This is a genomic window from Rhizobium sp. 18055 (assembly GCF_902706285.1).
GTDB lineage: Bacteria > Pseudomonadota > Alphaproteobacteria > Rhizobiales > Rhizobiaceae > Rhizobium.
This window is the reverse complement of sequence record NZ_CACSKD010000020.1, coordinates 36,052-62,758: the sequence shown is the minus strand read 5'-3', so window position 1 is coordinate 62,758 and position 26,707 is coordinate 36,052. Positions and strand designations below refer to the sequence as shown.

Genomic DNA, 26,707 nt, shown 5'->3' with positions numbered 1-26,707 from the left:
CGGTGGGAGATCTGGAGCCGCCAGCCGATATTCCCGACGCCCGTCCTGGACGGCGAGGCGATCGATGCGGCGGGTGGCAGCTTGCCCACGGCAGGCTACGCCGCGATCCGATCGTTTGGTGGCTGCAGTTGGTGAAAAGAACTTGCTCATTCAGTTGCTTGCCTCCCAGAGACCGAGATAGGATCAGGCAACCGCGCGTCTTGTAAGTACGTTACTGTAAATGACAGGTTACAATCTGTTTCATGTACGGGGCGGTGCCCGACTTGCCGGGCTCAGAAGGGGCGACGGAACGGTGCGTTTATCGCCAAACTTGCGACACGGGAGCGATGCTTGACGGTTACTCCCAGGTGCGCGTCGCCCTCGACGCCCAGACCCGCGAGGATGTGGATCTGATCCCTCAACCTCTTCGAAAACCGATGTTGACCATCGGCCGCGACTGCGATCACCTGTCCGCCCATGCATTCTTCCTCAAAACCTCGCCGACATGGCGTTTGCGTGCCCGTTCATTCCGTGCTCAGGAGACGGAGGCTGCTCTGGGTGTTGCCGCTCTCAACCGGATGCTCGCATGCGCACGCACGATATCCGTTTGTTGCAAGTTAGTGACGGCGACATCGAAGTGACCAACCCCATCAAAGACTGAATTGCGGTCACTTGCCGGGCCGTGGACCAAAGCTCCTTTTCGCAGTTCGCGTCGGCCGGCTTTGTTCACCGTGCGCGCCATCGATAGCGCGCCGTGGTCGATTAATATGGTGGGATCCATCTTCCCGCCGGCGCTGCCTCCTTGTCGGGGCCGTCGATGCCGAAACCGTCGCCGGGCTGCTGGGTGTTCTTGTAGGCCCAGACCAGCTTGCCATCGAGCATCAACAGACCCCATCCGGCGAATCGGCCTCCCTGGGTGATGGATGGCGGCAATGGCGTGATCGGGCCGTCTGAGAGGCGATGACCGCCGGCGTAGCCGAGCGCGAGGCTTTTGTGTTGCACGTAGTCGCTGAAGATATTGCCGCCACGCTCGAAAGCAGGCGAGCGAGAGTAACACACGAGGCTTCTGCCAAGTGGCTTTCTTGTCGGGTTTGATCAATTGCGTCCTCAATTTCACATTCTGAGCGTGGGCTTAGCCATCCAGTCGCCTGTTTCGCACGACCGTTCGATATCCACGACCTCGCTTTTTCCGAAGCAGCTCCAGGAAGAGAACCACGGCATCCTTTTCCCGCTCGAAATGGTGGATCAGAACTTGCCCTGCCGTCCCGATCCGTCCCCAGCGGCGCGTCAGGCATGCTTCACCAAAAAGATTCGGTTCGATGGATAGCGCATAGAAGCGAGCCATGTTTCTGGCGCGGTCGGTCCGCTCGATATAAAGCTGGTAGCGCTGGGTGATCATGGCGACATGATCGCGTGCAGAAGCTAGGGCGTCCAACGAGTGTTTTGAATCGGTTGCGGGTCATCGATTCATATTGTTGAACCATGCCGACGGTTGCTTTCGGCGGTCCGCCTGCGACGTACGGCTCTATTCGCAATGCGAACGAAGCCAGCAAGCCGTCTTCGCCCATTCGGGTCAAGATCCTCCCGCAGATGATCCTGGCCAGGATCATCGATCAGTACCCGAGGTAACCGATCACGTCGCCACCGTAATATTCGCCGTGATCATCGGTGTGTGCGATCACATCGCCGCTCTCGTCATCGACGAGAGCCCGATCAGTGGGTCGCACCACGGCACGGATACGGTGTCGAGCGCATTCTGCAATCGCCTCGTCTGCTGTCACATTCGCCTCGCAGGCTTCCCAATATCGCATCGCTGCCTCCGGCTATTTACTAGGTCGATCGACAGTCTGCAGAGAGACGTGTGCGGTGGTGGCGCTCTTCTGGAAGCGGTTCTCTCCGACGCAGGATTTCATGTCCGCGCGGCGGAACCAGATGGCGCGGCCGCATCTGAGCGGCGCGTTGCCGGCCGTAAAGACGATCTGCTCGTCGGCGCGCATGCGCAGCACTTCGTGCGGCTGGATCAGCGCTCTCGACGCCAGTTGCTTTGATCGCGTGCGCGAGGATCCGCGCGCATGGAAACTGCGGCTGACCTGATCTATCTCGACGGTGGTCGTGCCGCAGCGTCGCGATATGTAATCGGCGGTCTCGGGATCGTTGATCGCGGCAAACGAAATCCAGCTGGCACTCTCGAACCACTTGCTTGCCGCGTCACGACCGCCATAGGTCTCGCGCATCTGACCGATCGACTGGTAGATCATCGTTAGCGTGATGCCGTATTTGCGTCCGGCGTCGCGGGCGGTCTCGATAATCCGCATGTAACCGAGGCGGGCGACCTCATCTAGGAGAAACAGCGCGCGCCCCTTGATCTGTCCGTCGCGATTGTAGATCGCGTTGAGAAACGAACCGATGATCACTCTCGCGAGACCGGCGTGCGTCTCCAAAGTCTTCAGGTCGATATTGATGAAGACGTCGGTCTGACCGTCTGCCAGCGCGTCGGTCGCGAAGCTCGATCCCGAGACCAGGGCGCCGTAGTTGGCGTAGCTCAGCCAGTGGGTTTCCTTGATGGCATTCGCGTAGACACCGGAGAAGGTTTCAGGCGTCATGTTGACGAAGGCTGCGACGTTCTCCTTCACGAAATCCGATTCCGAATTGTCGTAGATCTCCTGCAGCCGTGCCCGCAGCTTCGGCTCGGGCTCCGAGAGATTGGCACGGACCTGCCGTAACGTCTGATCCTTCTCAGGCGTGTGCCCGGACAGGCATACGTCCGCGATCATCGCCGTCAGCAGTTGCAGGCCGGAGGCGCGGAAGAAGTCATCGCGCACACCGGTGGCGCGACCGCTGTCGCTCATGATCCAGGAGGCGACGGCTGCGATATCCTCTTCCTTCGTCCCCCCATGCTTGCCGATCCAGTCGAGGACATTGAAACCCGATTGCGGGTTCTTCGGATCGAGGACGACGACCCGCCGGCCGGCCTTGCGCCGGTGTCGGATCACCATCGGTGCCACCTCATTCGAAGGGTCGAGGACGACCAGTGTCCCGCCCCATTTGAGCGCGGTGGGCACGGTCACGGAGGTCGTCTTGAAGCCGCCGGAGCCGGCAAAGACGATTCCATGCGACGAGCCGAACGATCCGTCGAAGCACAGCAGCGGTGATTTACCACCGCTGCCCCAACTCGTGTGATCGTCTGATCGAAACGCCACAGCGGCGACATTGTCACGATCGACGCGATACTTTTCGCCGATGACCATTCCGCCCGCTTCGGAGAAGAGCTTCTCCGCCTCCGGCATCTTCATCCAGTCGGCCTCGCCATGCAGCGCACGCTTCCCGCGCATCCGCTTCGGCTCACTGCTGGCAAAGGCGGCATTGCCCCTTATGGCGACCCTAAGCGCGAACGCTCCGGCGACCAAGGCAGCTCCGCTTCCGATCGCCGTCGATGGGTCGACATAGGATAGCAGGGTTCGCCCGGCCGGCACCTGTTCGCTGAAGCCGGCGAGTCGCGCGCCTTCCCGAATGACTGCGATGGCAACCTCGCTAAGGGCGCCGCCGGCCACCCCGCATCCAACCGTTTTGATGCTTCGCACGCCTTGCGCGGCGAATAGAATGCCAACACCCGATGCGGCCGCCAGCACATAGGGCACTGCCAGCCCGATCCGTCCGAGCGTCAACCGGGCCTGCTCCGATTTCCCGAATGTCGCCAGCCAGTTTTCGATGCCGGGGAGGCTTAGGCAGATCGTTGCCATGAGGACGACCGGCGAGATGACGAGCAGGGCTCTACTGATCGTCATTGCCGAAGGCCTCCGCTCCGATCGCGAGCAGCCGATCCCGCTCTGCGCCGTTGGCTTTCAAACGCTGGGCGCCATCGATCAGAAGACCGAGCAGCAGAGCTCGCTTTTCAAATCGGAGACCGGCTTTGACGATCAGGCCGCCCAACTCGATTTTCTCGCGGGTGTCCTTCTTGCGCGCTTCGGTCACACTCGTCCGGTTCATCCGCTCAAGCCTCTTGAGACTGGCTCGCAGTCTGGCCAGCGCCGACCGCCGCCTTCGTGGCGCTTCCACCTGTCTTGCTCGCATTGCGAAACCGATTGGCGATCTCTTCGAAGGCCGACTGAAGCTCGCTCGCCTCAACGTCGAAATCCCCAAGGCCAGCTTTCAGAGCAATGCGCCCGATCCGCTCGGCATCTCGCGTCTCGGCCTGCTTCAGCTCATCCTGAAGTCGAGCGAGTTCTTCGCGAAGTTTCGCTGTTGGCTTCTTCATGATGGCGATCTCCTGTCTTCGTTGCGGGATGACGAGGTCCAACGCTCCCTCAATTCTCTCCCGTTAGAAAGGTGCAACTTTGCACCTCGCCAAAGCGGCAGCTTTTGGCGAATGATCCCGCCGTTTCGGAGAAGCGGATCCAAGGGCGCAATTATACGTCGCTGGCGCGACGTGCTCGAAAGAGCGGCCTGGGGGGCCGCAGTCTCCGAAACGATTGGAATCGTTCGCCAAATGAAGAAAGTCAGCTCGTGGCCGTCCCGCATTTCTCAGTCAGCATCGTCGCCCGCGGCTCCGGCCGCAGCGCCGTGCTGTCGGCGGCCTACAGGCACTGCGCGAAAATGGATTTCGAGCGGGAAGCCAGGACGATCGACTACACGGCCAAGCAGGGTCTTCTGCATGAGGAGTTCGTGATCCCGGAAGATGCGCCCGACTGGTTGCGGGCGAAGGTGGCTGACCGGTCCATCTCAGGGGCGTCCGAAGCTTTCTGGAACAGGGTCGAGGCTTTCGAGAAGCGGTCCGACGCCCAGCTTGCAAAGGACGTCACCATAGCCCTGCCGGTCGAGCTGTCGGCCGAGCAGAATATTGCGCTTGTCAGGGATTTCGTCGAGCGGCATATCAAGGCCAACGGCATGGTGGCCGATTGGGTCTACCATGACGCGCCTGGCAATCCGCATATCCATCTCATGACGACGCTGCGGCCATTGACCGACGATGGGTTCGGGGCGAAGAAGGTCGCTGTCCTTGGCCCCGACGGAAAGCCTCAGCGTAATGACGCCGGCAAGATCGTCTACGAGCTTTGGGCCGGCGGTGCTGATGACTTCAACGCTTTCCGGGACGGATGGTTTGCCTGCCAGAACCGGCATCTTGCGCTTGCTGGATTGGACATCCGCGTGGACGGCCGCTCCTTCGAAAAGCAGGGCATCGCACTGGAGCCGACCATCCATGTCGGGGTCGGTGCGACGGCGATCGAGCGGAAGGCAGATGGAGCGGGTAACACCGCATCTGCCGCTGCGGTGAAGCTCGAACGGATCGAGCTTCAGGAAGAGCGCCGCGAGGAAAACGCGCGGCGCATTCAGCGCGACGCCGGTCTCGTCCTTGATCTCATCACCCGCGAAAAAAGCGTCTTCGACGAGCGTGATATTGCCAAGGTCCTGCACCGCTATATCGATGATCCGGCCTTGTTCCGGGACTTGATGGCGCGGGTTCTGCAGCACCCGGATGCGCTGCGGCTGGACAAAGAGCGCATCTCGTTTTCGTCAGGTGCCCGGTCTCCGGCAAAATACACGACGCACGATCTCATCCGCATTGAAGCTGAGATGGCGAACCAGGCATTGTGGCTCGGCCGACAACAGACGCATCACGTTGCGACGCGTGTTCTGGCCCAGACATTTGAACGCCACGATCGACTGTCGGACGAGCAGAAATCAGCCATTGAGCACATTTCGGGAAATCCCCGGATTGCAGCCGTGGTCGGCCGCGCTGGCGCCGGCAAGACGACAATGATGAAGGCAGCCCGCGAGGCCTGGGAAGCGGCAGGATACCGCGTTGTCGGCGCGGCCCTTGCCGGCAAGGCTGCCGAGGGTCTGGAGAAAGAAGCGGGCATAGCATCCCGCACGCTGTCCGCCTGGGAGCTGCGCTGGGATCAGGACCGTGACCGTCTCGACGAGAAGACCGTCATGGTCTTGGACGAGGCAGGCATGGTCTCCTCACGGCAGATGGCCCGCTTCGTCGAAGCAGCGACCCTATCAGGAGCCAAACTGGTTCTCGTCGGCGACCCTGATCAGCTCCAGCCGATCGAAGCGGGGGCCGCCTTCCGCGCGATTTCCGAGCGGATCGGCTATGCGGAACTCGAGACGATCTACCGGCAGCACGAGCAGTGGATGCGCGATGCGTCGCTCGATCTTGCCCGCGGAAACATATCGGATGCACTCTCCGCCTACGAGAGCCAAGGCATGGTGCGAACCGGTTGGACCCGGGACAATGCCATCACGACTTTGATCGACGACTGGGACCGCGAATACGATCCAACCAAGTCCTCTCTGATCCTCGCCCATCGCCGTCGGGACGTCCGGATGCTGAACGAGATGGCGCGCGGCAAACTCGTCGAGCGCGGACTGATCGATGCGGGTCACGCCTTCAAGACGGAAGATGGTCTTCGACAATTCGCGGCCGGCGACCAGATCGTCTTCCTGAAAAACGAGGGGTCGCTTGGCGTCAAGAACGGCATGCTGGCCCGCGTGCTCGAAGCCGCGCCCGGCCGTCTCGTCGCTGCGATCGGTGGCGGCGATGATCATCGCAAGATCGTGGTCGAGCAGCGCTTCTATGCCAATGTGGATCATGGTTATGCGACCACCGTCCACAAGAGCCAGGGCGCCACCGTCGACCGGGTGAAACTGCTTGCATCGAGCACGCTGGACCGACACCTGTCCTACGTCGCCATGACCCGCCATCGCGAGACAGCGGAGCTCTATGTCGGGCTGGAAGAGTTCGCCCAGCGGCGCGGCGGTGTGTTGATGGCCCACGGCAGAGCGCCCTACGAGCACAAGTCTGGTAACCGTGAAAGCTACTATGTGACGCTCGGCTTTGCTGATGGCCAGGAGCTGACGGTCTGGGGCGTCGATCTCGCCCGCGCGATGAATGAATCGAGAGCCGAGATTGGAGATCGCATCGGTCTCCAGCATGTCGGATCCGAGCGGGTCAGGCTGCCGGATGGCACCGAGGCGGATCGCAATTCCTGGAACGTCGTGCCCGTCGAGGAACTGGCAATGGCGCGGGTGCATGAACGGCTGTCGCGCGACGCCTCGAAGGAAACGACGCTCGACTATCAGAACGGGCCTGCCTATCGCGCCGCACTCCGGTTTGCCGACGCGCGTGGCCTGCATCTGATGAACGTCGGGCGCACCCTGCTGCGCGATCGGCTGCAGTGGACCATCCGCCAGAAGGACAAATTGACCGATCTCGTCTCGCGGCTCGCTGCCATCGGGGGCCGTCTCGGTTTGGGCCCTGGCGCCGCCAGCGAAATCCACACCCGCGACGCATCTGAAACCCGAAGCCAGGCCAACTCTGTCATCCAAGAGGAAAGGAAGCCCATGGTTGCCGGCATCAACGCATTTGCAAAATCGATCGAAAAATCCGTCGAGGACAAGGTCTCGGCCGATCCTGCCTTGAAGAGCCAGTGGCAGGAGGTCTCGGCCCGCTTCCACCTCGTCTATGCGGATCCGCAGGCGGCGTTCAACGCGGTGAACGTCGACGCCATGGTCGGTTATGCCGAGACCGCGGAGGCAACGATCGCGACGATTGCCAAGCAGCCGGAAACTTTCGGTGCGCTGAGGGGCAAGACCGGTCTGTTCACTGGTAAGGCAGAAGCTCAAGCGCGAGAGACGGCGCTGGTGAATGCGCCCGCGCTGGCGCGTGACCTGGATGGATATCTGCAGAAGCGGACTGAGGCCGAGCGTCGCTACGAGGCGGAGGAGCGTGCTGTTCGCCTGAAGGTCTCGATTGATATTCCGGCGCTCTCCGTCGCGGCCAAGCAGATCCTCGAACGGGTGCGTGATGCTATCGACCGCAACGACCTCCCCTCCGGATTGGAATATGCGCTTTCCGACAAAATGGTGAAGGCAGAACTGGAGGGGTTTGCCAGGGCTGTCTCCGAGCGCTTTGGGGAAAGGTCTTTCCTGCCGCTCGCAGCAAAAGAGGCGGACGGCAAGGTGTTCGAGAAAATTTCCGCCGGTATGGCGCCGGCCCAGAAGGCCGAGCTGCAATCGGCGTGGAATACCATGCGGACGGTTCAGCAACTATCGGCTCATGAGCGGACAGTGACCGCCCTCAAACAGGCCGAGACCATGCGCCAGACCAAGACCACGGGGCTCTCCTTGAAATGAATGTCGAGACATTGGACATGCGTCGCACCAAGCGCGCCGACCGACCTGTGGCCGCCATCCTGCTGGGCGCCGTCCTCGGACTTGCGGCGGTCCTGGCTGCAGGCTTTGGCGCTGGCATCAGGATGAACACCACGCCGAGCGAGCCGCTCGGGCTCTGGCGCATCGAGCAGCTCGATCGCCCGATCGAAATCGGGGATCTCGTCTTCGTCTGCATGCCTGACGGGGCCGAGCGAATGGAGGGGAAATCGCGAGGTTATCTTCGCTGGGGGTTGTGCTCGGGCGGAACCGGACCGCTGATCAAGCAGGTCGTTGCCGTCGCCGGGCAGCAGGTGGAAATTGGCAAAAACGTATCCATCGACGGTGCGGTATTGGACAATTCCCGTCTTGTGGAGCGTGATGGCCGCGGCCGTCCGCTGCGCCCCTATTCCGGTGGGACTGTGCCGCCTGAGCAGGTCTTTCTCCATTCTTCTTTCCCGGGCTCCTGGGACAGTCGATATTTCGGCCCGGTTCCGGTTTCCGGGATCCTCGGAATGGCGCGCGAGGTTCTGACCTATGGGCCATGATCGGTGGAAGAGTGCGATCATCGTCGGCGCAGGGGCGGCAAGCGGCTGGATTGGATGGAGTGGTTATCTGCTCCTTCTGCCGGCTTCAGTGGCCTTCCCCTATCTGTGGTCACGCGCGCCAGGTCGAGCTTCAGCAGCGCTCGCGTCCGGGGCATATTTTCTGGCAGCTTCGCGGGGATTGCCGTTGGGTGTGGCGGCCTTCTACCAATCCGATATTTGGCCAGGATTGCTCTTGTGGCTGGTGGCGTCGAGCGGCTTCGTCTTCGTCCACTCTGTGCTCTGGACGGATCGACAAGGTCTCCGAAGCGGCCTGGCCTATCTCATCGCTATGATCCTCATGGCTTTGCCACCATTCGGCATTCTCGGCTGGGCTCATCCGATCACCGCTGCAGGCGTCGTCTTTGCCGGCTGGGGTTGGGTGGGGCTGATAGGAATGGCAGCCGGCCTTTCGGTCATGGCGACGCGGTATTGGCCGGCTGCAGCCCTCACCTTCGCAGGCTGCTGGCTTTGGTCCGCCGCATTCTGGACGCAGCCTCAGATAGGGCGTGAATGGCAGGGAGTGGACCTCCAATTGGGGGCCAGAATGGGCCGCGACGCAGGACTCGCCTATCAGCGTGATCTTCTTGCAACGATCGTTCGAAGCGAGGTCCAGAACCGGATCGTCATCTTGCCGGAAAGCGCTCTTGGCTTTTGGACGACAACCGTCGCGACCCTGTGGCAGGCCAATGCTATGAAGGGCCGCATGACGGTTATCGCTGGAGCCGCCGTCGTCAACGAAACCGGATACGACAACGTTCTCGTCCGGATCACAGGCCAGCGCGCCGAGGTAGTCTACCGCGAGCGAATGCCGGTTCCAGGTGCAATGTGGCAGCCGTGGCGCCGTTTTGCCGGCGAGAATGGTGGCGCGCGCGCACATTTCTTCGCGAACCCTGTTGTCGAAATAGCCGGGAAGAAGATCGCGCCCCTGATTTGCTACGAACAACTTATCGTCTGGCCGTTCCTGCAATCGATGCTGCATGACCCAGGCTTGGTCCTGGCTGTTGGAAACGGCTGGTGGACCAAAGATACTAGTATCGTCGCGATTCAACAGGTCAGCACTCAGGCTTGGGCTCGGCTATTCGGCAAACCACTCGTGACGTCCTTCAACACCTCACCTGGAGAAACACAATGGATGCCGCATTCATAGCCAAATGCGCAAACCCGAACCTTGCCCCCGCTATCGTTGAGCGGTTCGTTATAGAGGCCGGCGCGGAAGACCCCCTTGCCGTTTCGGTAAAGTCGGATGGTCGTGTGGTCCTCATTCCGAAACCCCAATCGGCCGACGAAGCGCTCGATGTGGTGCGAACCTATGTCGGTCAAGCGGTCGTGCGCGTCGGAATCACACAATTTCCGGCGGGAGTGGGCGTCACTGATGTCTCGCAACTTCGATCGGGCATGTTCGAGGCCTGTGAAAATTTGCGGACCGGCACCGGCATCTTCGCGAAGGTCGCCCGGATCGTGACCAAGTGGTACGGCCGCCCGACGAATAAAGAGCTTCTCCCACAGATGCTCGACGATACGATCTACGCCTGGAAAACGGGTACTTTTGAAGGCGACAACGTATTCAGTGCCGAAGACCCTGGTGGTCCGATCTTCTTCGGGAAGAGTGCAGGTGACGCGAAGCCTGCTACAGGTCCAACGAACCTCACACCGGACGAAGGAGTGGCTCCGCAATCGGGCGAACCGGAGACGGCTGCAGACGCCGACATCAGGATCGATTTGTCCCGGATCGGCGGCCAGAAATAACCGGATCGAGGGAGCGAAGACGTGGCTTTCCGCGCTTCTGTCGGATAGACTGGTCGACAATGACCTCAGTTCCTGAATATCACCTTTTCATTGACGATACGGGCAGTAGGGACCCGGATCATGAACTCCCCCAAGAGCGCAAGGACGGAATGGACTGCTTCGGCTTGGGCGGGTTTCTGATCAGGCAAGAAGATGTCGACGAGCTCAAAGCGCGGCACGCCGCATTCTGCGCCGAGCACGGGATAACCTACCCTCTTCACTCGCACAAAATCCGTGGCGGGCGCGGAGACTTCGGCTGGCTCAGGAACCCCGAGAAAGCGCGGATTTTCTTTCCGGAGCTCGACGCATTCATCCTCGCGCTTCCCGTGATAGGAATTGCGGCGGTTATCGATCGGCCGGGATATGTCCTACGGTATCGAGAGCTATACAAAGAGCGGCTATGGCTGATGAGCAAAACCGCGTACTCGATACTCATCGAGCGGGCTGCAAAGTTCGCCGATAGCCGCGGCCGTACGCTCCGGGTCTTTTTCGAGGCAAGTGGCAAGCACGAAGATCGCGATCTAATTTCCTATACCAAGGCGCTCAAGGCCGACGGGATGCCCTTTGCCGGCGAAGGCGCCAACGTCTACGGCGCCCTTTCCCCCGGGGAGTTTCGGCGGATCGTGAGAGGCGAGCCTAAGCGCCGGACAAAGGAAGCAGCGATGATGCAAGTCGCTGACCTGATGTTGTATCCCATGGCCAAGGGCGGATATGATCCCACCTACAAGCCCTATGTTGATCTGATGAAAGCGGGCAAACTGATAGACGCTCATCTGCCCGAGGAAGATCGTCCTAACCTCGGCATCAAATACAGCTGCTTTAAATGAAAAAAGGTCCTTACGGACCTCAATTCATTTCGGCCAGCGCCTAGCGCTGACCCCGGAGCGTTGCTCTGATTAGAAAATAGTACACGGAAGGAGGATTTGCAAGACCGAAGCTTGCCGCTCTAATTCACGATAGAAATCGTCTCGCCGTCAACCCGGCAAAGATGATGTAGGGCAACTTTCCGAGGGAGTAGTGGCCGCAGTTTATTCGCAGAACTTGTGGCTGTCCGCCTGCGTCTCTCAGACCTCGTATCAGACCTTCTGAAATCTCCGGCAATACAACGGTGTCTCTCCTTGCTAGAATGAGTTGAACATCGAGGCCAGGTCGAGCCAGTCGGCGCACGTAGTTCTCGAGATTGAGCGGAGCCCACGCTTTTTTGAGATCCGTTAAATGAATTTCCGGCTCAAGGCTCAGCCGTATCGAGCGTGTAGCGCGGCCTGTCCAGACCATATCGGCAAGGCTTCCACCCGCCAGGAACAGCGAAGCTTTAGCCACCATCTCATCGTGAGCTGCAGTCAGTCCTGCTACCCAGGCGCCAAGGCTCATGCCGAGGACCGAAATTTCCTTGTAGCCCTCGCCTTTCAGCCACCGGATCAATTTTCGTCCATCAGAGACAGCCTGTTTCACCGCTTCCATCGTCCGACCGAGATTTGCGCTGAGCATGTAATCGGCGTGAACTGAGCCAACCCGGCCACGTTCGAAATGGTAAGGCATTGCAATTTCAAAGACCCTAATTCCGCGCTTCGAAAAGAAACTGGCAATCCGCGGGTTTCGAGTCCGGGCATTCCAATGATGAAAAACCACCAGCGCCTTATCGAATGACCCGTTTCCAGTGACTTTAGCCCAAACGATGTTGTTCTCTGGGACATCAGTCTGGATATCGGATGGGAATTTAACCCAATGATCGCGCATCTCGAAGCTTTGGTCGCAGCCTGTCGGTTCGGCAAAAAAGCCCGGATCGGTCAAAGCCCGATCTGCGCGGGCACAAAATTCACGCAGACCCTCCGTGTTCTCACCTGGGAAGGCACGCTCTGCATCAAGGATGAAACCTGTGGTTTCCTTGCCTTCCTCACCACGCTGTGCGCGATGCTCGTCCCACTGATCAAGCCAGCTAAAATACACTATGACTGCTTCCTACTCTGACGCCCTAGCCCAGGGTGAACCAGGCCGTACACGCTGGCTAGCAAACCAACGCATAAAACGAATGAAGATCCCACGAAAGCATCCACCAGCAGATAGCTGGCAAAAACAGTTGCGACGATTGCTGACATTTTCCAAACAGCCGGATGAAGCCAAGTCCCTACTCCGCGCAAACACATCGAACCATAAAGAAAAACCACGATGGTCGAAACAGCCAACAGTAGGCTGCTATAGTGTGTAGGCATACGGTAGTGGAACGCGTTGCCAACGGCTTCACGACCAGCCAACGCCAATTTCATATCATCTGACAACCAAGCCACGATGTCTCGTGCGTTTGACGTAAGATATGCGCTTTGAGCCTTCATGCACAACGCGACGAGAATGCCGACAATCGTGCAACGAAATACCCCGCGCAACAGCCTGAATCGCAGTTCATGGAGTTCGCCTCGATACGTATCTCTCCCGAGCAACTTGGCTTCTGCGTCTATTTTCCTCAGATCATGGATAATCGTGTGGAGCAGAATAAGGCCTGCGAAAAACAGAAAGAAGCAAACGCACATATAAAGGTATGCCAGCGCTGTGAACGCGATCGATGCTGGGACCGAGATGAGGTCGGGCCGGACAATTGCCAGCGTACCCCAGCTTGTCGCGTAGTCGGCCCCGCCTTTTAACAGTGGAATCAAGCAAACACCGATCCATTGGAATATTCCGGCGAACAATATGCAAATGATAAAGACCGCCCAATAGGAAGAGGACGAGGCCTGCACGTTGCGCTCCCAGGCGGCGTCACTTTTCCACTTATCGTCGTCGGCCGTCGAGAGCTTTAAGCGCCCTTCCATCTTCCAGTAAGCGAGAAGCTCTATCACCAGCACAAAAAAAAGCGGCAACAGAACCATGAAAAGAAAGGTCCAATTGGGCGCCCAGAGAAACCCGACCTGCTTCGAAACGTTATCCCCACGGACATAGACATCGTCATGGATTCCCAGGATATAGGAAAGGAAACCGAGAGCGGAGGCGCCTGCGAACACAAAAGCAGGCAAATTCAACGGCGAGCCATTGCTGTAGAATGACTCCGACCCTCGCGCCAAGCTCCAAGACCGCTTTTTGCGGGTGGGTTCGGCATCTGGTGTGACCTTGGCGTCGGCCTCGTCATCGATTTCGACATCCCCAGGTCTCTCGAAAGTATCTTGTTCAGGGCTGCTTTCCGCCCTTTTCGCTTCGCGCCTTTTGGTCAAAAGCCGGCCCTGTGCCGAGCTCAACTCGACCTGCCACGCACTTGTTGCCCCAGGATCGTCGCACCCGAAGACCCGCGCTAGCCAGCGGATATTGTTGGCACTAATCCCCCTGTCATTGTCCTGAAACCAAAGTTGGACTGTTCGCAGATCAACCCCTGCTCGGTTCGAGTCGAGTTGTGAAATCGCCTCTGTGAGCGACTCAGGAGTCCAAGGACCAGACGGAAAACCGTCGTCGCCCAAAGGCCTACCCGCACCAACCGCGGCTGCTTTTGCGAATAGTTCCTTCCAATCACTGCCGTCATTAGGTGGCGATAGAAATAATTTTCCGTTCTGAAACAACCAGTTACCAGCCAATATTTCGTTTCGTTTCGCGGCACTTCATATTACATCGTGCCAAATCACGCAATCGGCGGTTAACGAAGACTGTCTTCGGGGAACTGCAAATTGAGTGCGCGCAATCGTCGATCACGAAAGCAATCCAAGGCTGCGCACGGGTGACCGTGTCGTGCGCAGCCTAAAAGTGGGACGTCAGCCACTGGTCTGCGTTGGGCTTGCCGACAACGCTACCGGAGGCCGCCCTGCCCGATGAGGCAGGACGGAAACGGAGAGATTTGGATGAAGCAACTCATATTGGGGCTTTTAGAAATCAGCGCAGTCGCGCACGACGCATCATCATTGGGACGCGCGCTAGAAAATTTAGCCGAGCAATTCGGATTTCTCGGTTACGGCTATGTCAAGCCAGTACCGGGCGACTTTTACATGATCTCAAATCTTGATCCCGAATGGATAAAGCGAAGCAAAACTTACGCTTTGAGCCGGCAAAATCCTATTCTGAGACGAGCCCAGCAGTTATGCCGTGCTTTTATTTGGTCTGGCGCTCTACAAGTAGACCAAATGACTGACGGAGACAGTAGCTTTTACGAAACCGCGTCTCACTACGAGATCCGCTCAGGGATAACTTTCCCAATTGCTATTGCTAACGGCGCCATTTCGATGCTGAGCTTTGTCTCAGCAATGCCGGTTTTGACAGTCCAAGAAGAAATTGATCCGATCGTTGCGTCCTCTGCAGTTGGACAGCTTCATGCACATATCGAGCATTTGAAGATAGCTTCGACGCCCCAGGAGCCGTTCTACCTCACTCCCAAAGAGGGAACATACACACGGTGGCTTTCACTCGGCAAAACCGTGGAAGACACGGCTGACATCGAGCAGGTTAAATATAACACCGTTCGTATTGCGCTCGCCGAAGCAAGGCGCCGTTACGACCTTTGCAACAACACCCAGCTTGTCGCTCAAGCAATTCGGCGTGGTCTTATCTGATCAGACTTTCGGGGTCCTGCCCAGGATGCTAAGAAGCGTCGTGAGAGCAGACATTTGGGCATGCATTTCAATGGTTGCATCTAGATAGCCGATGTAGGCAGCACTCGGCTCTAGCTGTTTTGTTCTCTCATTTGCCTGGACATCTTGAAACATTCGTTCGGCGCGATCGACCAGCTTGCGGTGCTTTTTGATTGCGCCGATCGTCAAGATCTCGATAGTTTGCTCAGACTCGTCAGAGAGCAGTCCGACAACTGGCCGAAGGTCAACATCTTTGGTCGTGATATTTCTGTCGCCGCTCATCTCTTCTCTCAAAGTCTACGCTTGGCTCCCACTGTACACCTGGAGGTTTGCCCAGCCGCCAGTAGAGCGACACAGCGCGTGGGTGCCTTAAGGCTTATACTATCGAGAGCCAGACGAGTCTTCCACTGCAGTTTTGCAGCGCCGGCCGTGAGGTGATGGCAGAGCGAGTTTTCATCTCCTTTCTAGGCTCATGGCTCAGTTGCTATAAATGCCCGGAAATATCATGTCCTGATCAACAAGCACGTTGAAGCGGTATCCAGGTCTGATCTCGATTGTCGGTTGAACATTGAGGTTTTTCGAGATCGTCTGCTCCGCGGCACGCCCGAACGTTTCAGCAAAGTTGCGTCGCGCGGCGTCAGAGGCGGTATCCTGCGTGGCGAGAGTGGAGCTCTGCGGCACGGCCATGTCGATCCCAGTCCCGATGAGGGCGACGAGTGCCGCCGATCCGAAGGTGCGAAGATAATGGTTGTCTACCTTGTCTTTGAAACCACCATAGCCCTCGGAGTCCGTCCCTGACATCCCTCCAATCTGGAGGGTGGATCCATTGGGGAAGATAATGTCGGTCCAAACCACCAGTGCGCGGCTCTGGCCGAAGGAAACCTTGCTGTCATAGCGGCCGAAAAGCTTGGTTCCCTGCGGGATAATCAGAAGATGTCCGGTGGCGCTGTCGTAGACGTTTTGACTTACCTGCGCTGTGATCCGCCCAGGCAGGTCGGAATTGATACCGGTAATCAGTGTAGCCGGGATCACCGACCCACGCTTGAGCTCGAAGCGAGACTGCTGTGGCACGACCTGGTTTGGCAGATATCCAAGGCCTTTGATGTCACTGTTGAAGAAATCTTCCTTCGAAGCCTGGCCGTTCTGATCACCAGCCTGTCCGGCGGCACCCGCCCGCAGAGCTGCGGCATAGAGATCGGACGCGCCGCCGGCGGGCGCCGCTGTCGATGGACGTGCCGATGAAGACGCCGCGTCCGTGCCCTTCGCGTCGACGTCGGAGATATCCACCTTAAGCGGCGAATCCAGAGCCGCATTTTTCGCCTGTAGGCTCGCCATGCGCTGGCGTTGCTGCTCGTGCGCGATCTGGTCCCGCTGTTCGCGCAACATGCGTGCGTTCCACTCTTCCTCAGATTCCATCTGTGGACGTTGTGCTGAGCGTGGATCAGGCTTCGGAGCCGCCGGCGGCGGTTGCGGGCTTGCCTGAGCAGGTGGATTGGGTGTCGGCTGGAACATTGGCTGATCTTGTCGGTCTCCAATGATGCCGTCCTTGACACCGCGCTTCATCTGCTCCGCAAAATTGGAGGCTGGCCCGTTCGACCCGCCGTCCTGAACTCCCTGTTGACCGAAATGCAGGCCACGAGACGACAAACCGTAGACCAGAACGGCAAGAAACAGGACTGCGATTCCGATCCCCACAAACAGTGGGACGCGGTTGAGGCGCTTCATGCCTCTCTCGTCGGCGGAAGTGTTTGGGTTACCGAGCTGCAGCGATTGAACCATGATCTTCTTCCTCGGTCAGTCACGCTTCATCAGGGAAAGGGGGCTCGCCGGAACCGCGATGCCATTGGAGACCGTGTAGGCCCGGCCGAGTTCGACATTATCTGTCGAAAGACGCGCCAGCACCTGGCCGTCCAGGCTCGCGAGCGAATAGGCAAGTTCCATCGGCTTGGAAGCATCCTTGGCGGATGCGGGTTTTTCGTCCGTGACGACGGAATAGCCCCAGCCCTTCAACGCCGCTTCGAGCGCCCCTGCGAAGTCCGAAGTATCTTTGTGCAATCTGATCGGTGTTGTGGTCGCACCTGCCTGCTCGGCGAAGCGGCCGGCCAAGTCGCCGGCGATCGCGCTCGCGGCCGGTCCTGTGATATCAGGGGGTGCCGCGCTGCTGGTCAGTCCATCGGTCGCCGTCTGGCAGCCTGTGAGCGCAATGACGATGGCGATCGGAAGGAAATAGCGTATCTGCATTGGTCAGCCTCCCCGCCTGATTGTGATCTTCTGCTGATGCCAGCCGACCCCGGAAATCAGAACCGCCTTGTCGATATTGTAATCGACAATCATCATGTCGTTCTTCATCCGGTAGTTGACGATCCGGTTCTGACCACCGGAGACGACGAAGAGGACCGGCGCATCTTGGCCAGAGATCGCCCGTGGGAACTGTATGTAGGTCTTCTGTCCGTCGGAATAGACCCGTTTCGGCTGCCAAGGTGCGCTCCCACTCATCGAATAGGAAAATGCTAGCTGCTCGGGTGGTACGCCACCACCGGGTCCGCTCATCGCCTGGATGCGGGCATTGATGTCAGAGAGCTTGGTTGCCGCGTCTTCCGGATATTCGAACCCGACGCGCGCCATGTACTGGCTCGGATGGGACTTGAGCTGGATATGATAGGTCCGCCTCGATGTCGTGACGACCATCGAGGTGACGAGACCCGGCTCAGACGGTTTGACGATCAGATGGATCGCCTGTCCACCTGCGGCGCCCGAGGTTGCTGGTTCGACCTTCCAGCGAACGGTATCGCCGACCAGAACGTCACGGACGATTTCGCCGCCCTGGAGTTCGATATCGCAAACCTGAAGGGGGGAGCAGACCACGGATGGCTGCGTCTCGCCGAACAGGAAGATAACCTTGCCATCCGGGCCGCGCGTCACAAGGCCAGCCTGACCGCGCCATTGCCCCGAAAGGTTCGTTCCCTTGATCTCGTTCTTGTTGAGGCTTTGCGATGCGGCGGGCGCGGCTGCTAAAATGACCGCAACGACCGCCAGCAGGCAGCTGGTGGCTGTTTTCTTATCCATTGTCCCCATTGCAGTCTCCTGCCCTAAAGTTGCGCGGTCCAATCGAAATCGGTGACATAAAGGCCGATCGGATTGAGCCGGATTGTTGCTTCATCTTGTGGTGAGGTGATTGCGATGGTCGCGATGCCCCGGAAGCGACGTGTTGCCGTTTCCTTGCCCTTCCGGTCGCGTTCATATTCAGTCCAGTCGATCTGATAGGTCTGATTGGACAGTGCAACGATGTTGTTGACCTCGATCGCCACGGTCGCGTTGACCGCTTTTTCAAACGGAGAATTGCCTCGAAACCAGGCGTTGATTTTCTGGGTTGACGGATCAGACGTTCGAAGCAGAGCGTACGTCCGGTCAATATACTGCTTCTGCACCACGGCATCGGGCGTTATCGACCGGAAGCTCGAGATGAAATTACCAAGCGTGGCGCGAACCACACGTGTATCGGCGTACTCGATCTGCTGCGGGAAGCCGCCGGAGACCGTGTTGCCGAGTTTGTCGACCTCGACGATATAGGGAACGAGCTTGACCTGCGTGCTGAGATAGAGGGCATAGCTGAAAGCGATCACGGCCATGCCAAGGCTCAGTATGCCGACAGTGCGCCAGGCTGAGGCGGCCTTTACATAGGAGCCGTATCGTTCCGACCACTCCTGCCGCGCGGCAAGATATGGGTTGTCCGGTGCGCGTGGCGCTGCCATTTTGATCTTCCTGTCTTTGAGAAGTTATTTGTCCGGGCGCTCTGGTCGCGTGAGAGATGAGGACGTCTTTCCACGAGCCTGATCGAGCTTCGCGTTCGCAAGCCCAAGAATGGAGCCGGCATAGGCCCCTGGAGAGCCGATCGCCTTCTCCTTGGCCGCTGATCCTGCGGCGGCTGCGCCAGAACCAAAGCTGGCGCCCATGCCGCGAAGTGCCGCCCCCCCAACCGAAGAGCCCCCTGCCCTGGCCGATTGTGCCGCCGCAAAGCCGGCGCCAACTGCGCCTGCAGCCAGAAACGCCCCACCGGCGGCGAAGGATGCGGCCTGTCCACTGTGACGGATGCTTTCCATACCACCAGAAACCGAGGCGCCTTGAACGACACCTTGAATGATGTTCGGGACGTACATGGCAACGATAAAGACAACGACGGAAATACCAGCGATCGCGAGCGTCGTGATGAATTGATCAGAGTCGGCTGTCGGTGCGTTGGCGAGGCCAAGCAAGACTTGTGACCCGATCTTGGCGATCATCACCAACGCCATAAGCTTCATGCCGACGCCGAAGGCGTAAATCAGGTAGCGGATCGCAAAGTCCTTGGTGAACGACGAGCCTCCGAGCCCCAGCATGATCATGCCAGCCAGAAGGCCTACATACATCTCGACCATGACGGACACGAAGATTGCAGCCACCAGCGAAAAGCAAATGACGACGACGCACATCGACATGACCGCGGCAATCGCCAGCGCATTGTCTTCAAAGACCCCGAACTTGGCCTGCTGCGACATTTGCGATGCAACGCGAATGCCGGCGTCAAATACTTCAGCGGGGGAAGCGGAGCCGCCGCCGGCGCCGATCTGGAACAGGCTGTCGACGACGGCCTTTGCGAAAGTCGGACCTTGTGTCAGCACGAAGGCAAAAAAGCCGATGAACATGATCCGCCGAACCAGTTCGGCAAACCAGCTGTCGAGAGAGGAGGCCTGGATCGCCAACCAGACCGCAGCAATGCCGACTTCGATCCCAGCCAGGATCCAGAACAGCGATTTCGCTGCATCCATAACCGTTGATTCCCACCCTTTGGCAGCGGTGGAGACCTGGTTTTCCAACTCGGTAAGGACCTGCCCCTGCTGGGCGAAGGCTGGCGCTGCCAGCAACAGGCAGATTGCACCTGCGGTCAGCGAAATTCTAATCGCACGATCTCTTACCATCTTGGTCGCATCTCCTGGCCCTTCGGGATCGGAGCCGGCTCCTTTGCCGTCCCAAAGAATTTTTCATGCGTGTCGCGCTGCTCCGTGCTCATTTGAGGAGCGGATGGGACCTGATGTCTGGCAAGTATGACCGTCGCGATCGCCGCCAGGGCGGCAGACACTGCCAGAAGAGAAATGATGGTTATTGAGCGGGTCACCACCGAGGCTCCATTTTCTGGCCATCGGGAACGGACTGGACATCGGAATTGAAGAATTTCTCGCGGCGCGCCTGAGCGAGGTCCTTGTCGGTCTGTTGGCTTTGTAGCCATGTCCCCATGAGGGTGGTCTGCTGGGAGACGATGCCGCGAAGCTTCTGCATCTGGGCAACTTGCTGGGCGGCGATTTCATGTCCGACCTGAAGCGCTTTCATCTGACCGTCCGCTGACTCAGACATCGAGCGCAAATGGCTCATCGTGGTTTCTTCGCTGTCGAATTGATCGGCTGTGAGGCTCGCAGCCTTGAGTGAACTAGCGATCGTGTCCCGGTTCGTGTTCGACCAGGTCTGGTAAGTCGACGAGAATGTGTCGGCATTCGGTAGGCTGGTCTTAAGATCGGCGTAGCTCTGGAAGCGCTGCTTTAGGAGATCGTCAGCGTTGCCCATCGAAAAGGCGATGCCCTGGCCTTGATTGACGACGTTCCGCAACTGATTGAGATCGCCTTCGACCTGACCCCAGATATGGCTCGGCAACTGCGCCGTGTTCTGCAGCATGTTCTTGTAAATGTTGAGCTGGTTCTGGATTTGCTCGGCAAGCTGCGTGATCTGAGTGATCTGATTCTGGATCTGTGTGCCGGACTGGCCAACAAGATTGATGAGCTCGCCATTGTTGAGAAGTTGCGTCCATTCGGTGGCACCGCCTGTTGCCGCGCCGGCAAAGGAAAGTGTTGGCGTCGTGAATAAGCAAACAACGACGGCGACTGACACGCCTGCCCTTCCGAACCGTTGAAACCGATTGCCGTTACGCATCATGATTGTTCCCCCTTTCGATGAGCCACTGCTGCGGCCATTCCTTGCCGTGTGCGGACAGAAGTGCCCTGATCCGGGCAAGGTCAGATTTCCCGGACGCACCGACGAACGACAGCGTGACCGGGCCGAGCGACATGTCAAAAAGCCGCCGCCCGTCCGGAGAGGTCACGTAGTATTCCCGCTTCGGGATGGCATTTGCGACGATCTCGATCTGCCGCTCGTTGAAACCGATCCGCTCATAGAATTCGCGGGTGCCGGTCTCGCGGGCAGCACCATTCGGCAGGCAGATCTTCGTCGGGCAGGATTCTTTCAAGACATCGATGATGCCCGAGCGTTCCGCATCCGAGATCGACTGGGTGGCGAGGATGACGGCGCAATTTGCCTTGCGCAGCACCTTCAACCACTCCCTGATCTTGTCTCGAAAGACTGAGTGGCCGAGCATGAGCCAGGCTTCGTCCAGAATGATTAGGCTTGGCCGTCCATCAAGACGTTTCTCGATGCGCCGAAACAGGTATGTCAGGACGGGTACGAGGTTGCGCTCGCCCATGTTCATCAACTGCTCGATCTCGAAGCACTGGAAACGGCCAAGTGAAAGGCCATCGGCCTCCGCATCGAGAAGCTGACCCATCGGTCCATCGACGGTATAGTGATGCAGAGCATCCTTGATCTCGCGCATCTGGACACCGCTGACGAAGTCGGACAGCGAACGACCGGGTGCTGAAGCCATCAAACCGATCTGTCTGGATATCGCGTTGCGATAATCCGGCGTAATCGTCACGCCCTGGAGGGCGACGAGCGTTTCAATCCACTCGGATGCCCAGGCACGATCGCCGTCGGTCGAGAGTTCCGACAACGGGCAGAAGGCGAGATTAGCCCCCTCCCCCGCCTCACCACCAATCTCGTAATGATCGCCGCCAGCGGCCAGCGTCAACGGCAACATGGAATTGCCCTTGTCGAAGGCGAAGATTTGGGCGTCCGCGTAGCGCGAGAACTGAGCAGCGATCAACGCCAACAAGGTTGACTTCCCCGACCCAGTCGGGCCAAAAATCAAGGTGTGGCCAACATCGTCGACGTGCAGGTTCAGCCGGAACGGTGTCGAGCCGGAAGCCACCTGCATGAGAGGCGGTGCGTCCGATGGATAGAATGGGCAAGTGGCGTTCGGGCTGCCCGACCAGACCGAATTGAGCGGCACGAGATCAGCCAGGTTCCGCGTGTTGATCAACGGCTCCCGAATATTGCAGTACCAATTTCCTGGCAGGCTGCCGAGAAAAGCGTCGGTGGCGTTGAGGGTCTCGATCCGGGCGCCGAACCCTTCGGACTGGATCAAGCGACGGACAGCCTCAGCCTTGTTCTGAAGCATCTCGCGGCTTTCATCGAACAGAACGATGACAGGTGTGTAGTAGCCGTATGCGACCAATTGGGATGATGCTTCGGCGATCGCATCCTCGGTTTCCGCCACCATCGACATGGCGTCTTGATCAACGGATCGGGATTGCGTTTGGAAAAGCTGGTCAAAGAAGGGCCGAACCTTCTGCTGCCATTTCTTGCGGGTCCGCTCAAGACGCTGCTTGGCCTCTTCGGCATCGAGGAAGATGAACCTCGAGGACCATCGGTAAGTGAGCGGCATAAGGTTGAGGCTGTTAAGAATACCCGGCCAGCTTTGGGCCGGCAGGCCGTCGATGGCGATCACACCTAAAAAGCGGCTTTCGACGCGTGGCGTCAGGCCATGTTCCAATTCAGCCGTCGCCAGCCAGTCGAGATACATGGGAATTTCCGGAAGGCGGACCGGATGGTTCTCGCCTGTGATCGCGAAGCGGATGAACTGTAAGAGTTCGTCGTAGCGCGCGATGCGCTCCCCACCCCGTTCCCTGACATCGCGCGTCTGCATGCGCTGGATGGAAATGATATTGCCGAGATATTGCTCAATCTCCCGGATCGAGCGGCGGAAGGTTTCGAGGACTGTTTCGGCGTAGGTGGCCGTTCGGCTTTCGGGATCGGCATAGATGTATCGGGTGAGACCGCTCCGGCGGCGCTCCGGCGGCCGGTACGTCAGGATCAAAGCTTGCCGGCTCTCGAAATGGCCATGCTCCCGGCCAAAATGTCTGCGGCGTTCATCATCGATCATCGCGGTGACGATGTCAGGGAAGTGACTCCGGTCAGCTGAAGGATATTCGGTCGTCGGAACACGAACGGCCTCCACCTGTATAATCCAGCCGGATCCGAGCCGCGAAAGAACGGCGTTGATCTGCCGGGAGAGTTCGTTGCGCTCGGCATCGGTCGCGCTTTCCGAATCCGGGCCAGCGAAATACCAACCGGCCATCAGGCTCCCATCCTTGAGGAGTAGGATGCCGTTATCGACCAGACCGGCATAAGGGACGAGATCGGCGAAGGACGGTCCGGTTGATCGATATGCGCGCAGTGCCACCATCTTTTGATCCTCAGAAACTGCGCCAAGGGGAGGATGTCGGCAGGTAGTACGCGCGGTAGCGCATGTGGCGTACATAGACCTGCCGCATCAACGGATCGGACTTCGCCATCATGCGCAGCGCTCCCACGACCACGGTCCAGATTGCGATCCCGAACAAGGCGGAATAGACGGTCAGCACGACGAAGATGAGGATGATGGATGCCAGCCCGGCGAGGAGAACCAGTTCCCGATCCGCCCCCATCAGAAGGTTCGGTCGCGACAAAGCCCGATGGATACGGTTTTGATGAAGAGCAGAGCCGGCATCAGCCATTGACCCCCTCCCCTCTGTTCGTCTCGGTCGCCGGTCGCGTGCGGTCCCCGTCGGCGACTGTCGAAATGCCAATCGACGCTCCAGTCGCGCCGAATAGGCCGACCACAGTCGTGGCGCCGAGCAGGAGGCCGGCGACGAGAACGACATAGACGAGCCTCCGTGCGAAATCATTGAGCTCGCCGCCGAAGATCAGCATGCCGCCGGCGATTGCAACGGCCGCAAGCGCGATATAGCCGGCGACCGGTCCTGTAATCGATTCCTGGATCTTTTGGAGTGGCCCTTCCCAAGGCAGGCTCCCTCCAGAGCTGGCAAGCGCCGGTGCGGCGAATGACACGCCAAGAAAGGCAGCGAGAATTCCCAGGCGGAGCAAACGGTTACGCGGCATGGCTGTCCTCATCGATTTGCGGATAATGTTCGGTTTGATAGCGAGACCCATTGAAGCCCTCGACATGCAGGACCTCTCGCACCCGCCTCCCCCGGCCAGCGCGTTCGATCGAGATCACGAGATCGACAGCTTCGCCGATCACCGCCTGCATCGGCTGCTGGCTCGCCTCGGCGGTCAGTTGCTCAAGGCGGCGGAGCGCCGACATCGCCGTGTTGGAATGGATGGTCGTCACGCCGCCGGGATGGCCAGTATTCCAGGCCTTGAGCAAGGTGAGTGCTGCGCCATCGCGAACCTCACCGACGATGATGCGGTCGGGACGCAAGCGCATCGTGCTTTTGAGGAGCCGCGCCATGTCGATAGCGTCGCTCGTATGGAGGCTGACGGCATTCTCTGCTGCGCACTGGATTTCGGAGGTATCCTCGAGGATCACCATCCGATCTTCCGGTGCGTTGGTGACAATCTCCGCAATCACAGCATTCGCGAGGGTCGTCTTGCCCGATCCCGTGCCACCGGCGATGACAATGTTGAGCCGATTTGCGATCGCGCTTCGAATGATCGAGGCCTGGGCCTCGGTCATCACGCTGGTCTCCACATAGTTGCTGAGCGGGATAAGCTGGGATGCCCGGCGGCGGATCGTGAAGGTTGGTGAGTTGACGACCGGTGGCAAAAGCCCCTCGAAACGATGACCACCGATCGGCAGCTCGCCGGAAATGATGGGTCGTTCTCCGTCGGCCTCGGACTGCAGGGAGTGAGCAACCGAACCGATCACCGTCTCCGCGGCGGCCGCCTGCATTTCGCCGGCCGGCGCGACGCCGTGCCCGAGCCGCTCGATGAACAGTTTGCCGTCAGGGTTGAGCATGATTTCGACGACAGTTGGATCGTCGAGAGCGATGCATAAACGCTCACCAAGTGCATCCTGCAGTTTCCGGACAAGGCGGGAGTGCGATTGAAGCATGGATGAAATCGTCCCCTCGTTTGAGTATGGGGGGAGACAGACCGCGTGCAAGCGATGATGTCGAGGTGCAAATTTGCACCTCGCGAGCCACGGGTGATTCCTTCAGGGTTCGGTCGATTCGTTTATACGGCGATCTGCCGTGGTTGCCTGACCAGCCAATGAGTCACAGAAAAGATTGAAGGAGTTCAGTCTCTTGAGTGAAGGTAAACCGCTGGAATCTATCGATGAGTCACAGATTGCCTTAAATGGAGCATGTGGCGTTAAGACTTTGTTAACTTTAAAATTCTTGCAATACGCGTCCAAATAGGTTGTCGTATAGACGGCAAAAAGGTGTGTTTACGAAATTTACCGTGTGTACGAGAGGACGACGTGAAGAATCCCGCCCAGCTTCATAAGGCTATTCATAAACTGATAGCGGCGCACGCGCGAGATCTCTCCGGTGCGCTGCACGAGCATCGTGTGAAATTGTATCCGCCAGAGGCTCGCAAGACCTTACGGTCTTTCTCATCGACTGAGGCGGCCGAGCTGATCGGCATCAACGACGGATATCTGCGTCACCTGTCGCTCGAGGGCAAAGGCCCTCAGCCTGAAATCGGTAAAAATAATCGCCGATCCTATTCCGGCGAAACAATCCAAGCATTGCGCGAGTATCTGGATGAGAATGGCAAGAGCGATCGCCGCTACTCGCCGCGCCGGTCCGGTCGTGAAAATCTTCAGGTCATTACCGCTGTGAATTTCAAGGGCGGTTCGGGCAAGACCACGACGGCCGCACATCTTGCTCAATACCTCGCACTCCACGGGTACAAGGTGTTGGCGATTGACCTCGACCCGCAGGCAAGTATGTCGGCGCTCCATGGGTTTCAGCCCGAGTTCGATGTAAACGACAACGAGACCCTCTACGGTGCGGTGCGCTATGATAGCGAGCGGCGCCCGCTGAAAGAGGTGATCAAGAAAACGTACTTCACCAATCTTGACCTAGTCCCGGGGAACCTCGAACTTATGGAGTTCGAGCACGATACCGCGAAGGTTCTTGGCTCGAACGATCGGGAGAATATTTTCTTCACTCGTATGGACGAGGCGATATCTTCGGTCGCGGACGACTACGACGTCGTCGTGGTGGACTGCCCTCCTCAGCTTGGCTTTCTGACCATTTCAGCACTCTGTGCGGCGACCGCGGTTCTCGTCACCGTGCACCCACAGATGCTCGACGTGATGTCGATGTGTCAGTTCCTGCTGATGACGTCGGAGCTTTTGAGTGTCGTCGCCGATGCAGGCGGCAGCATGAACTATGACTGGATGCGCTATCTCGTGACCCGCTATGAACCTGGCGATGGACCGCAGAACCAGATGGTTTCATTCATGCGGACTATGTTTGGCGATCACGTCCTGAACCACCCGATGCTGAAGAGCACGGCAATTTCGGACGCGGGCATTACCAAGCAGACGCTCTACGAAGTCAGTCGCGATCAGTTCACCAGAGCAACGTACGACCGTGCGATGGAATCGCTCGATAACGTCAATAAGGAGATCGAGCAGCTCATCCAAACATCATGGGGTCGCAAAGTATGACCTTGCGAAGCTGCAAACTGACCCCTTTGACAAGAAAGTTGCCAGCCGGAAACTTTCTTGAA

General features: G+C 58.6%; 27 protein-coding genes and 2 pseudogenes. 8 read left to right on the top strand and 21 right to left on the bottom strand.

What is annotated here, in order from left to right:
- Positions 1–308 precede the first annotated feature (308 nt).
- Positions 309–458 (bottom strand): annotated as a pseudogene (locus GVL52_RS30985) (MOSC domain-containing protein); the annotation flags it as partial.
- Positions 459–488: 30 nt separating this feature from the next.
- Between GVL52_RS30985 and GVL52_RS25105 the strand changes: the two are divergent.
- Positions 489–620: pseudogene (locus GVL52_RS25105) on the top strand (IS5/IS1182 family transposase); the annotation flags it as partial.
- A 121-nt stretch (positions 621–741) separates the two neighbouring features.
- Here GVL52_RS25105 and GVL52_RS25100 read toward each other — a convergent pair.
- From GVL52_RS25100 to GVL52_RS25075, 6 genes are all read right to left on the bottom strand, one after another.
- On the bottom strand, positions 742–1,038 hold the full coding sequence (locus GVL52_RS25100) for a hypothetical protein (RefSeq protein ID WP_160012144.1): 297 nt from the start codon (positions 1,036–1,038) through the stop codon (positions 742–744).
- 73 nt (positions 1,039–1,111) lie between these two features.
- Positions 1,112–1,378, bottom strand: coding sequence for a WGR domain-containing protein (locus tag GVL52_RS25095; protein WP_160012142.1), 267 nt, complete (start codon positions 1,376–1,378; stop codon positions 1,112–1,114).
- Between the two features lie 214 nt (positions 1,379–1,592).
- The gene (locus GVL52_RS25090; RefSeq protein WP_160012140.1) at positions 1,593–1,790 is read right to left on the bottom strand and encodes a hypothetical protein; all 198 of its coding nucleotides are present in this window, start codon (positions 1,788–1,790) and stop codon (positions 1,593–1,595) included.
- Between the two features lie 12 nt (positions 1,791–1,802).
- Positions 1,803–3,764 carry a Ti-type conjugative transfer system protein TraG gene (gene traG / locus GVL52_RS25085; protein ID WP_160012138.1) on the bottom strand — a complete coding sequence of 654 codons (1,962 nt, stop codon included), beginning with the start codon at positions 3,762–3,764 and terminating at the stop codon, positions 1,803–1,805.
- Complete coding sequence (traD, locus tag GVL52_RS25080) at positions 3,751–3,966, bottom strand: type IV conjugative transfer system coupling protein TraD (protein ID WP_160012136.1); 216 nt, start codon at positions 3,964–3,966, stop codon at positions 3,751–3,753. Before traD ends, traG begins: the two co-directional genes overlap by 14 nt.
- Positions 3,967–3,970: 4 nt before the next feature.
- Positions 3,971–4,234 (bottom strand): TraC family protein, encoded by a 264-nt coding sequence (locus GVL52_RS25075; protein WP_160012134.1) that lies wholly within the window; start codon positions 4,232–4,234, stop codon positions 3,971–3,973.
- A gap of 248 nt (positions 4,235–4,482) precedes the next feature.
- Between GVL52_RS25075 and traA the strand changes: the two genes are divergently transcribed.
- The 5 genes from traA to GVL52_RS25050 are packed head-to-tail and all read left to right on the top strand — an operon-like array spanning position 4,483 to position 11,329.
- The gene (gene traA, locus GVL52_RS25070) at positions 4,483–8,115 is read left to right on the top strand and encodes a Ti-type conjugative transfer relaxase TraA (protein WP_160012132.1); all 3,633 of its coding nucleotides are present in this window, start codon (positions 4,483–4,485) and stop codon (positions 8,113–8,115) included.
- A gap of 17 nt (positions 8,116–8,132) precedes the next feature.
- Complete coding sequence (traF, locus tag GVL52_RS25065) at positions 8,133–8,678, top strand: conjugative transfer signal peptidase TraF (protein ID WP_244619273.1); 546 nt, start codon at positions 8,133–8,135, stop codon at positions 8,676–8,678.
- A complete protein-coding gene (locus GVL52_RS25060) occupies positions 8,668–9,864 on the top strand; it encodes a conjugal transfer protein TraB (protein WP_160012128.1) in 1,197 nt (398 codons plus the stop codon). Before traF ends, GVL52_RS25060 begins: the two co-directional genes overlap by 11 nt.
- Positions 9,846–10,463: a TraH family protein gene (locus GVL52_RS25055; protein ID WP_160012126.1), complete on the top strand. Its 618-nt coding sequence runs from the start codon at positions 9,846–9,848 to the stop codon at positions 10,461–10,463. The genes GVL52_RS25060 and GVL52_RS25055 overlap by 19 nt, the downstream gene beginning before the upstream one ends.
- 59 nt (positions 10,464–10,522) lie before the next feature.
- Positions 10,523–11,329, top strand: coding sequence for a DUF3800 domain-containing protein (locus tag GVL52_RS25050; RefSeq protein WP_160012124.1), 807 nt, complete (start codon positions 10,523–10,525; stop codon positions 11,327–11,329).
- Positions 11,330–11,453: 124 nt separating this feature from the next.
- Here GVL52_RS25050 and GVL52_RS25045 read toward each other — a convergent pair whose 3' ends face one another.
- Together GVL52_RS25045 and GVL52_RS25040 are read right to left on the bottom strand one after the other, a co-directional pair.
- Positions 11,454–12,449, bottom strand: a complete 996-nt coding sequence (locus tag GVL52_RS25045; protein ID WP_160012122.1) for an RcgR family putative quorum lactone hydrolase — start codon at positions 12,447–12,449, stop codon at positions 11,454–11,456.
- Complete coding sequence (locus GVL52_RS25040; protein ID WP_160012174.1) at positions 12,449–14,041, bottom strand: RcgA family putative transporter; 1,593 nt, start codon at positions 14,039–14,041, stop codon at positions 12,449–12,451. Before GVL52_RS25040 ends, GVL52_RS25045 begins: the two co-directional genes overlap by 1 nt.
- Before the next feature lie 276 nt (positions 14,042–14,317).
- Here GVL52_RS25040 and GVL52_RS25035 point away from each other — a divergent pair, with 276 nt between their 5' ends.
- Complete coding sequence (locus GVL52_RS25035) at positions 14,318–15,022, top strand: autoinducer binding domain-containing protein (protein ID WP_160012120.1); 705 nt, start codon at positions 14,318–14,320, stop codon at positions 15,020–15,022.
- Here GVL52_RS25035 and GVL52_RS25030 read toward each other — a convergent pair whose 3' ends face one another.
- The 12 genes from GVL52_RS25030 to trbB all read right to left on the bottom strand — a co-directional run bounded on the left by GVL52_RS25030 (position 15,023) and on the right by trbB (position 25,076).
- A complete protein-coding gene (locus GVL52_RS25030; protein ID WP_160012118.1) occupies positions 15,023–15,322 on the bottom strand; it encodes a transcriptional repressor TraM in 300 nt (99 codons plus the stop codon).
- Positions 15,323–15,517: 195 nt separating this feature from the next.
- Entirely contained in the window at positions 15,518–16,819 is a 1,302-nt protein-coding gene (gene trbI / locus GVL52_RS25025) for an IncP-type conjugal transfer protein TrbI (protein ID WP_160012116.1), read from the bottom strand.
- A 15-nt stretch (positions 16,820–16,834) separates the two neighbouring features.
- Positions 16,835–17,281 (bottom strand): conjugal transfer protein TrbH, encoded by a 447-nt coding sequence (trbH, locus tag GVL52_RS25020; RefSeq protein WP_160012114.1) that lies wholly within the window; start codon positions 17,279–17,281, stop codon positions 16,835–16,837.
- Positions 17,282–17,284: 3 nt separating this feature from the next.
- A complete protein-coding gene (gene trbG, locus GVL52_RS25015; protein WP_200847898.1) occupies positions 17,285–18,106 on the bottom strand; it encodes a P-type conjugative transfer protein TrbG in 822 nt (273 codons plus the stop codon).
- Positions 18,107–18,129: 23 nt separating this feature from the next.
- Complete coding sequence (locus tag GVL52_RS25010) at positions 18,130–18,792, bottom strand: conjugal transfer protein TrbF (RefSeq protein ID WP_160012110.1); 663 nt, start codon at positions 18,790–18,792, stop codon at positions 18,130–18,132.
- A gap of 24 nt (positions 18,793–18,816) precedes the next feature.
- Positions 18,817–19,995 carry a P-type conjugative transfer protein TrbL gene (gene trbL, locus GVL52_RS25005; RefSeq protein ID WP_160012108.1) on the bottom strand — a complete coding sequence of 393 codons (1,179 nt, stop codon included), beginning with the start codon at positions 19,993–19,995 and terminating at the stop codon, positions 18,817–18,819.
- Positions 19,989–20,303 (bottom strand): entry exclusion protein TrbK, encoded by a 315-nt coding sequence (trbK, locus tag GVL52_RS30980; protein WP_160012106.1) that lies wholly within the window; start codon positions 20,301–20,303, stop codon positions 19,989–19,991. Before trbK ends, trbL begins: the two co-directional genes overlap by 7 nt.
- Positions 20,189–21,001: a P-type conjugative transfer protein TrbJ gene (trbJ, locus tag GVL52_RS24995; RefSeq protein ID WP_200847894.1), complete on the bottom strand. Its 813-nt coding sequence runs from the start codon at positions 20,999–21,001 to the stop codon at positions 20,189–20,191. The genes trbK and trbJ overlap by 115 nt, the downstream gene beginning before the upstream one ends.
- Complete coding sequence (locus tag GVL52_RS24990) at positions 20,991–23,426, bottom strand: conjugal transfer protein TrbE (RefSeq protein ID WP_160012172.1); 2,436 nt, start codon at positions 23,424–23,426, stop codon at positions 20,991–20,993. Before GVL52_RS24990 ends, trbJ begins: the two co-directional genes overlap by 11 nt.
- 10 nt (positions 23,427–23,436) lie before the next feature.
- A complete protein-coding gene (locus GVL52_RS24985) occupies positions 23,437–23,736 on the bottom strand; it encodes a conjugal transfer protein TrbD (protein ID WP_160012104.1) in 300 nt (99 codons plus the stop codon).
- On the bottom strand, positions 23,729–24,121 hold the full coding sequence (locus GVL52_RS24980; protein ID WP_160012102.1) for a TrbC/VirB2 family protein: 393 nt from the start codon (positions 24,119–24,121) through the stop codon (positions 23,729–23,731). The genes GVL52_RS24985 and GVL52_RS24980 overlap by 8 nt, the downstream gene beginning before the upstream one ends.
- A complete protein-coding gene (trbB, locus tag GVL52_RS24975; protein ID WP_160012171.1) occupies positions 24,111–25,076 on the bottom strand; it encodes a P-type conjugative transfer ATPase TrbB in 966 nt (321 codons plus the stop codon). Before trbB ends, GVL52_RS24980 begins: the two co-directional genes overlap by 11 nt.
- 369 nt (positions 25,077–25,445) lie before the next feature.
- Between trbB and repA the strand changes: the two genes are divergently transcribed.
- Entirely contained in the window at positions 25,446–26,645 is a 1,200-nt protein-coding gene (gene repA, locus GVL52_RS24970) for a plasmid partitioning protein RepA (RefSeq protein ID WP_160012100.1), read from the top strand.
- The last annotated feature ends 62 nt before the right edge of the window (positions 26,646–26,707 follow it).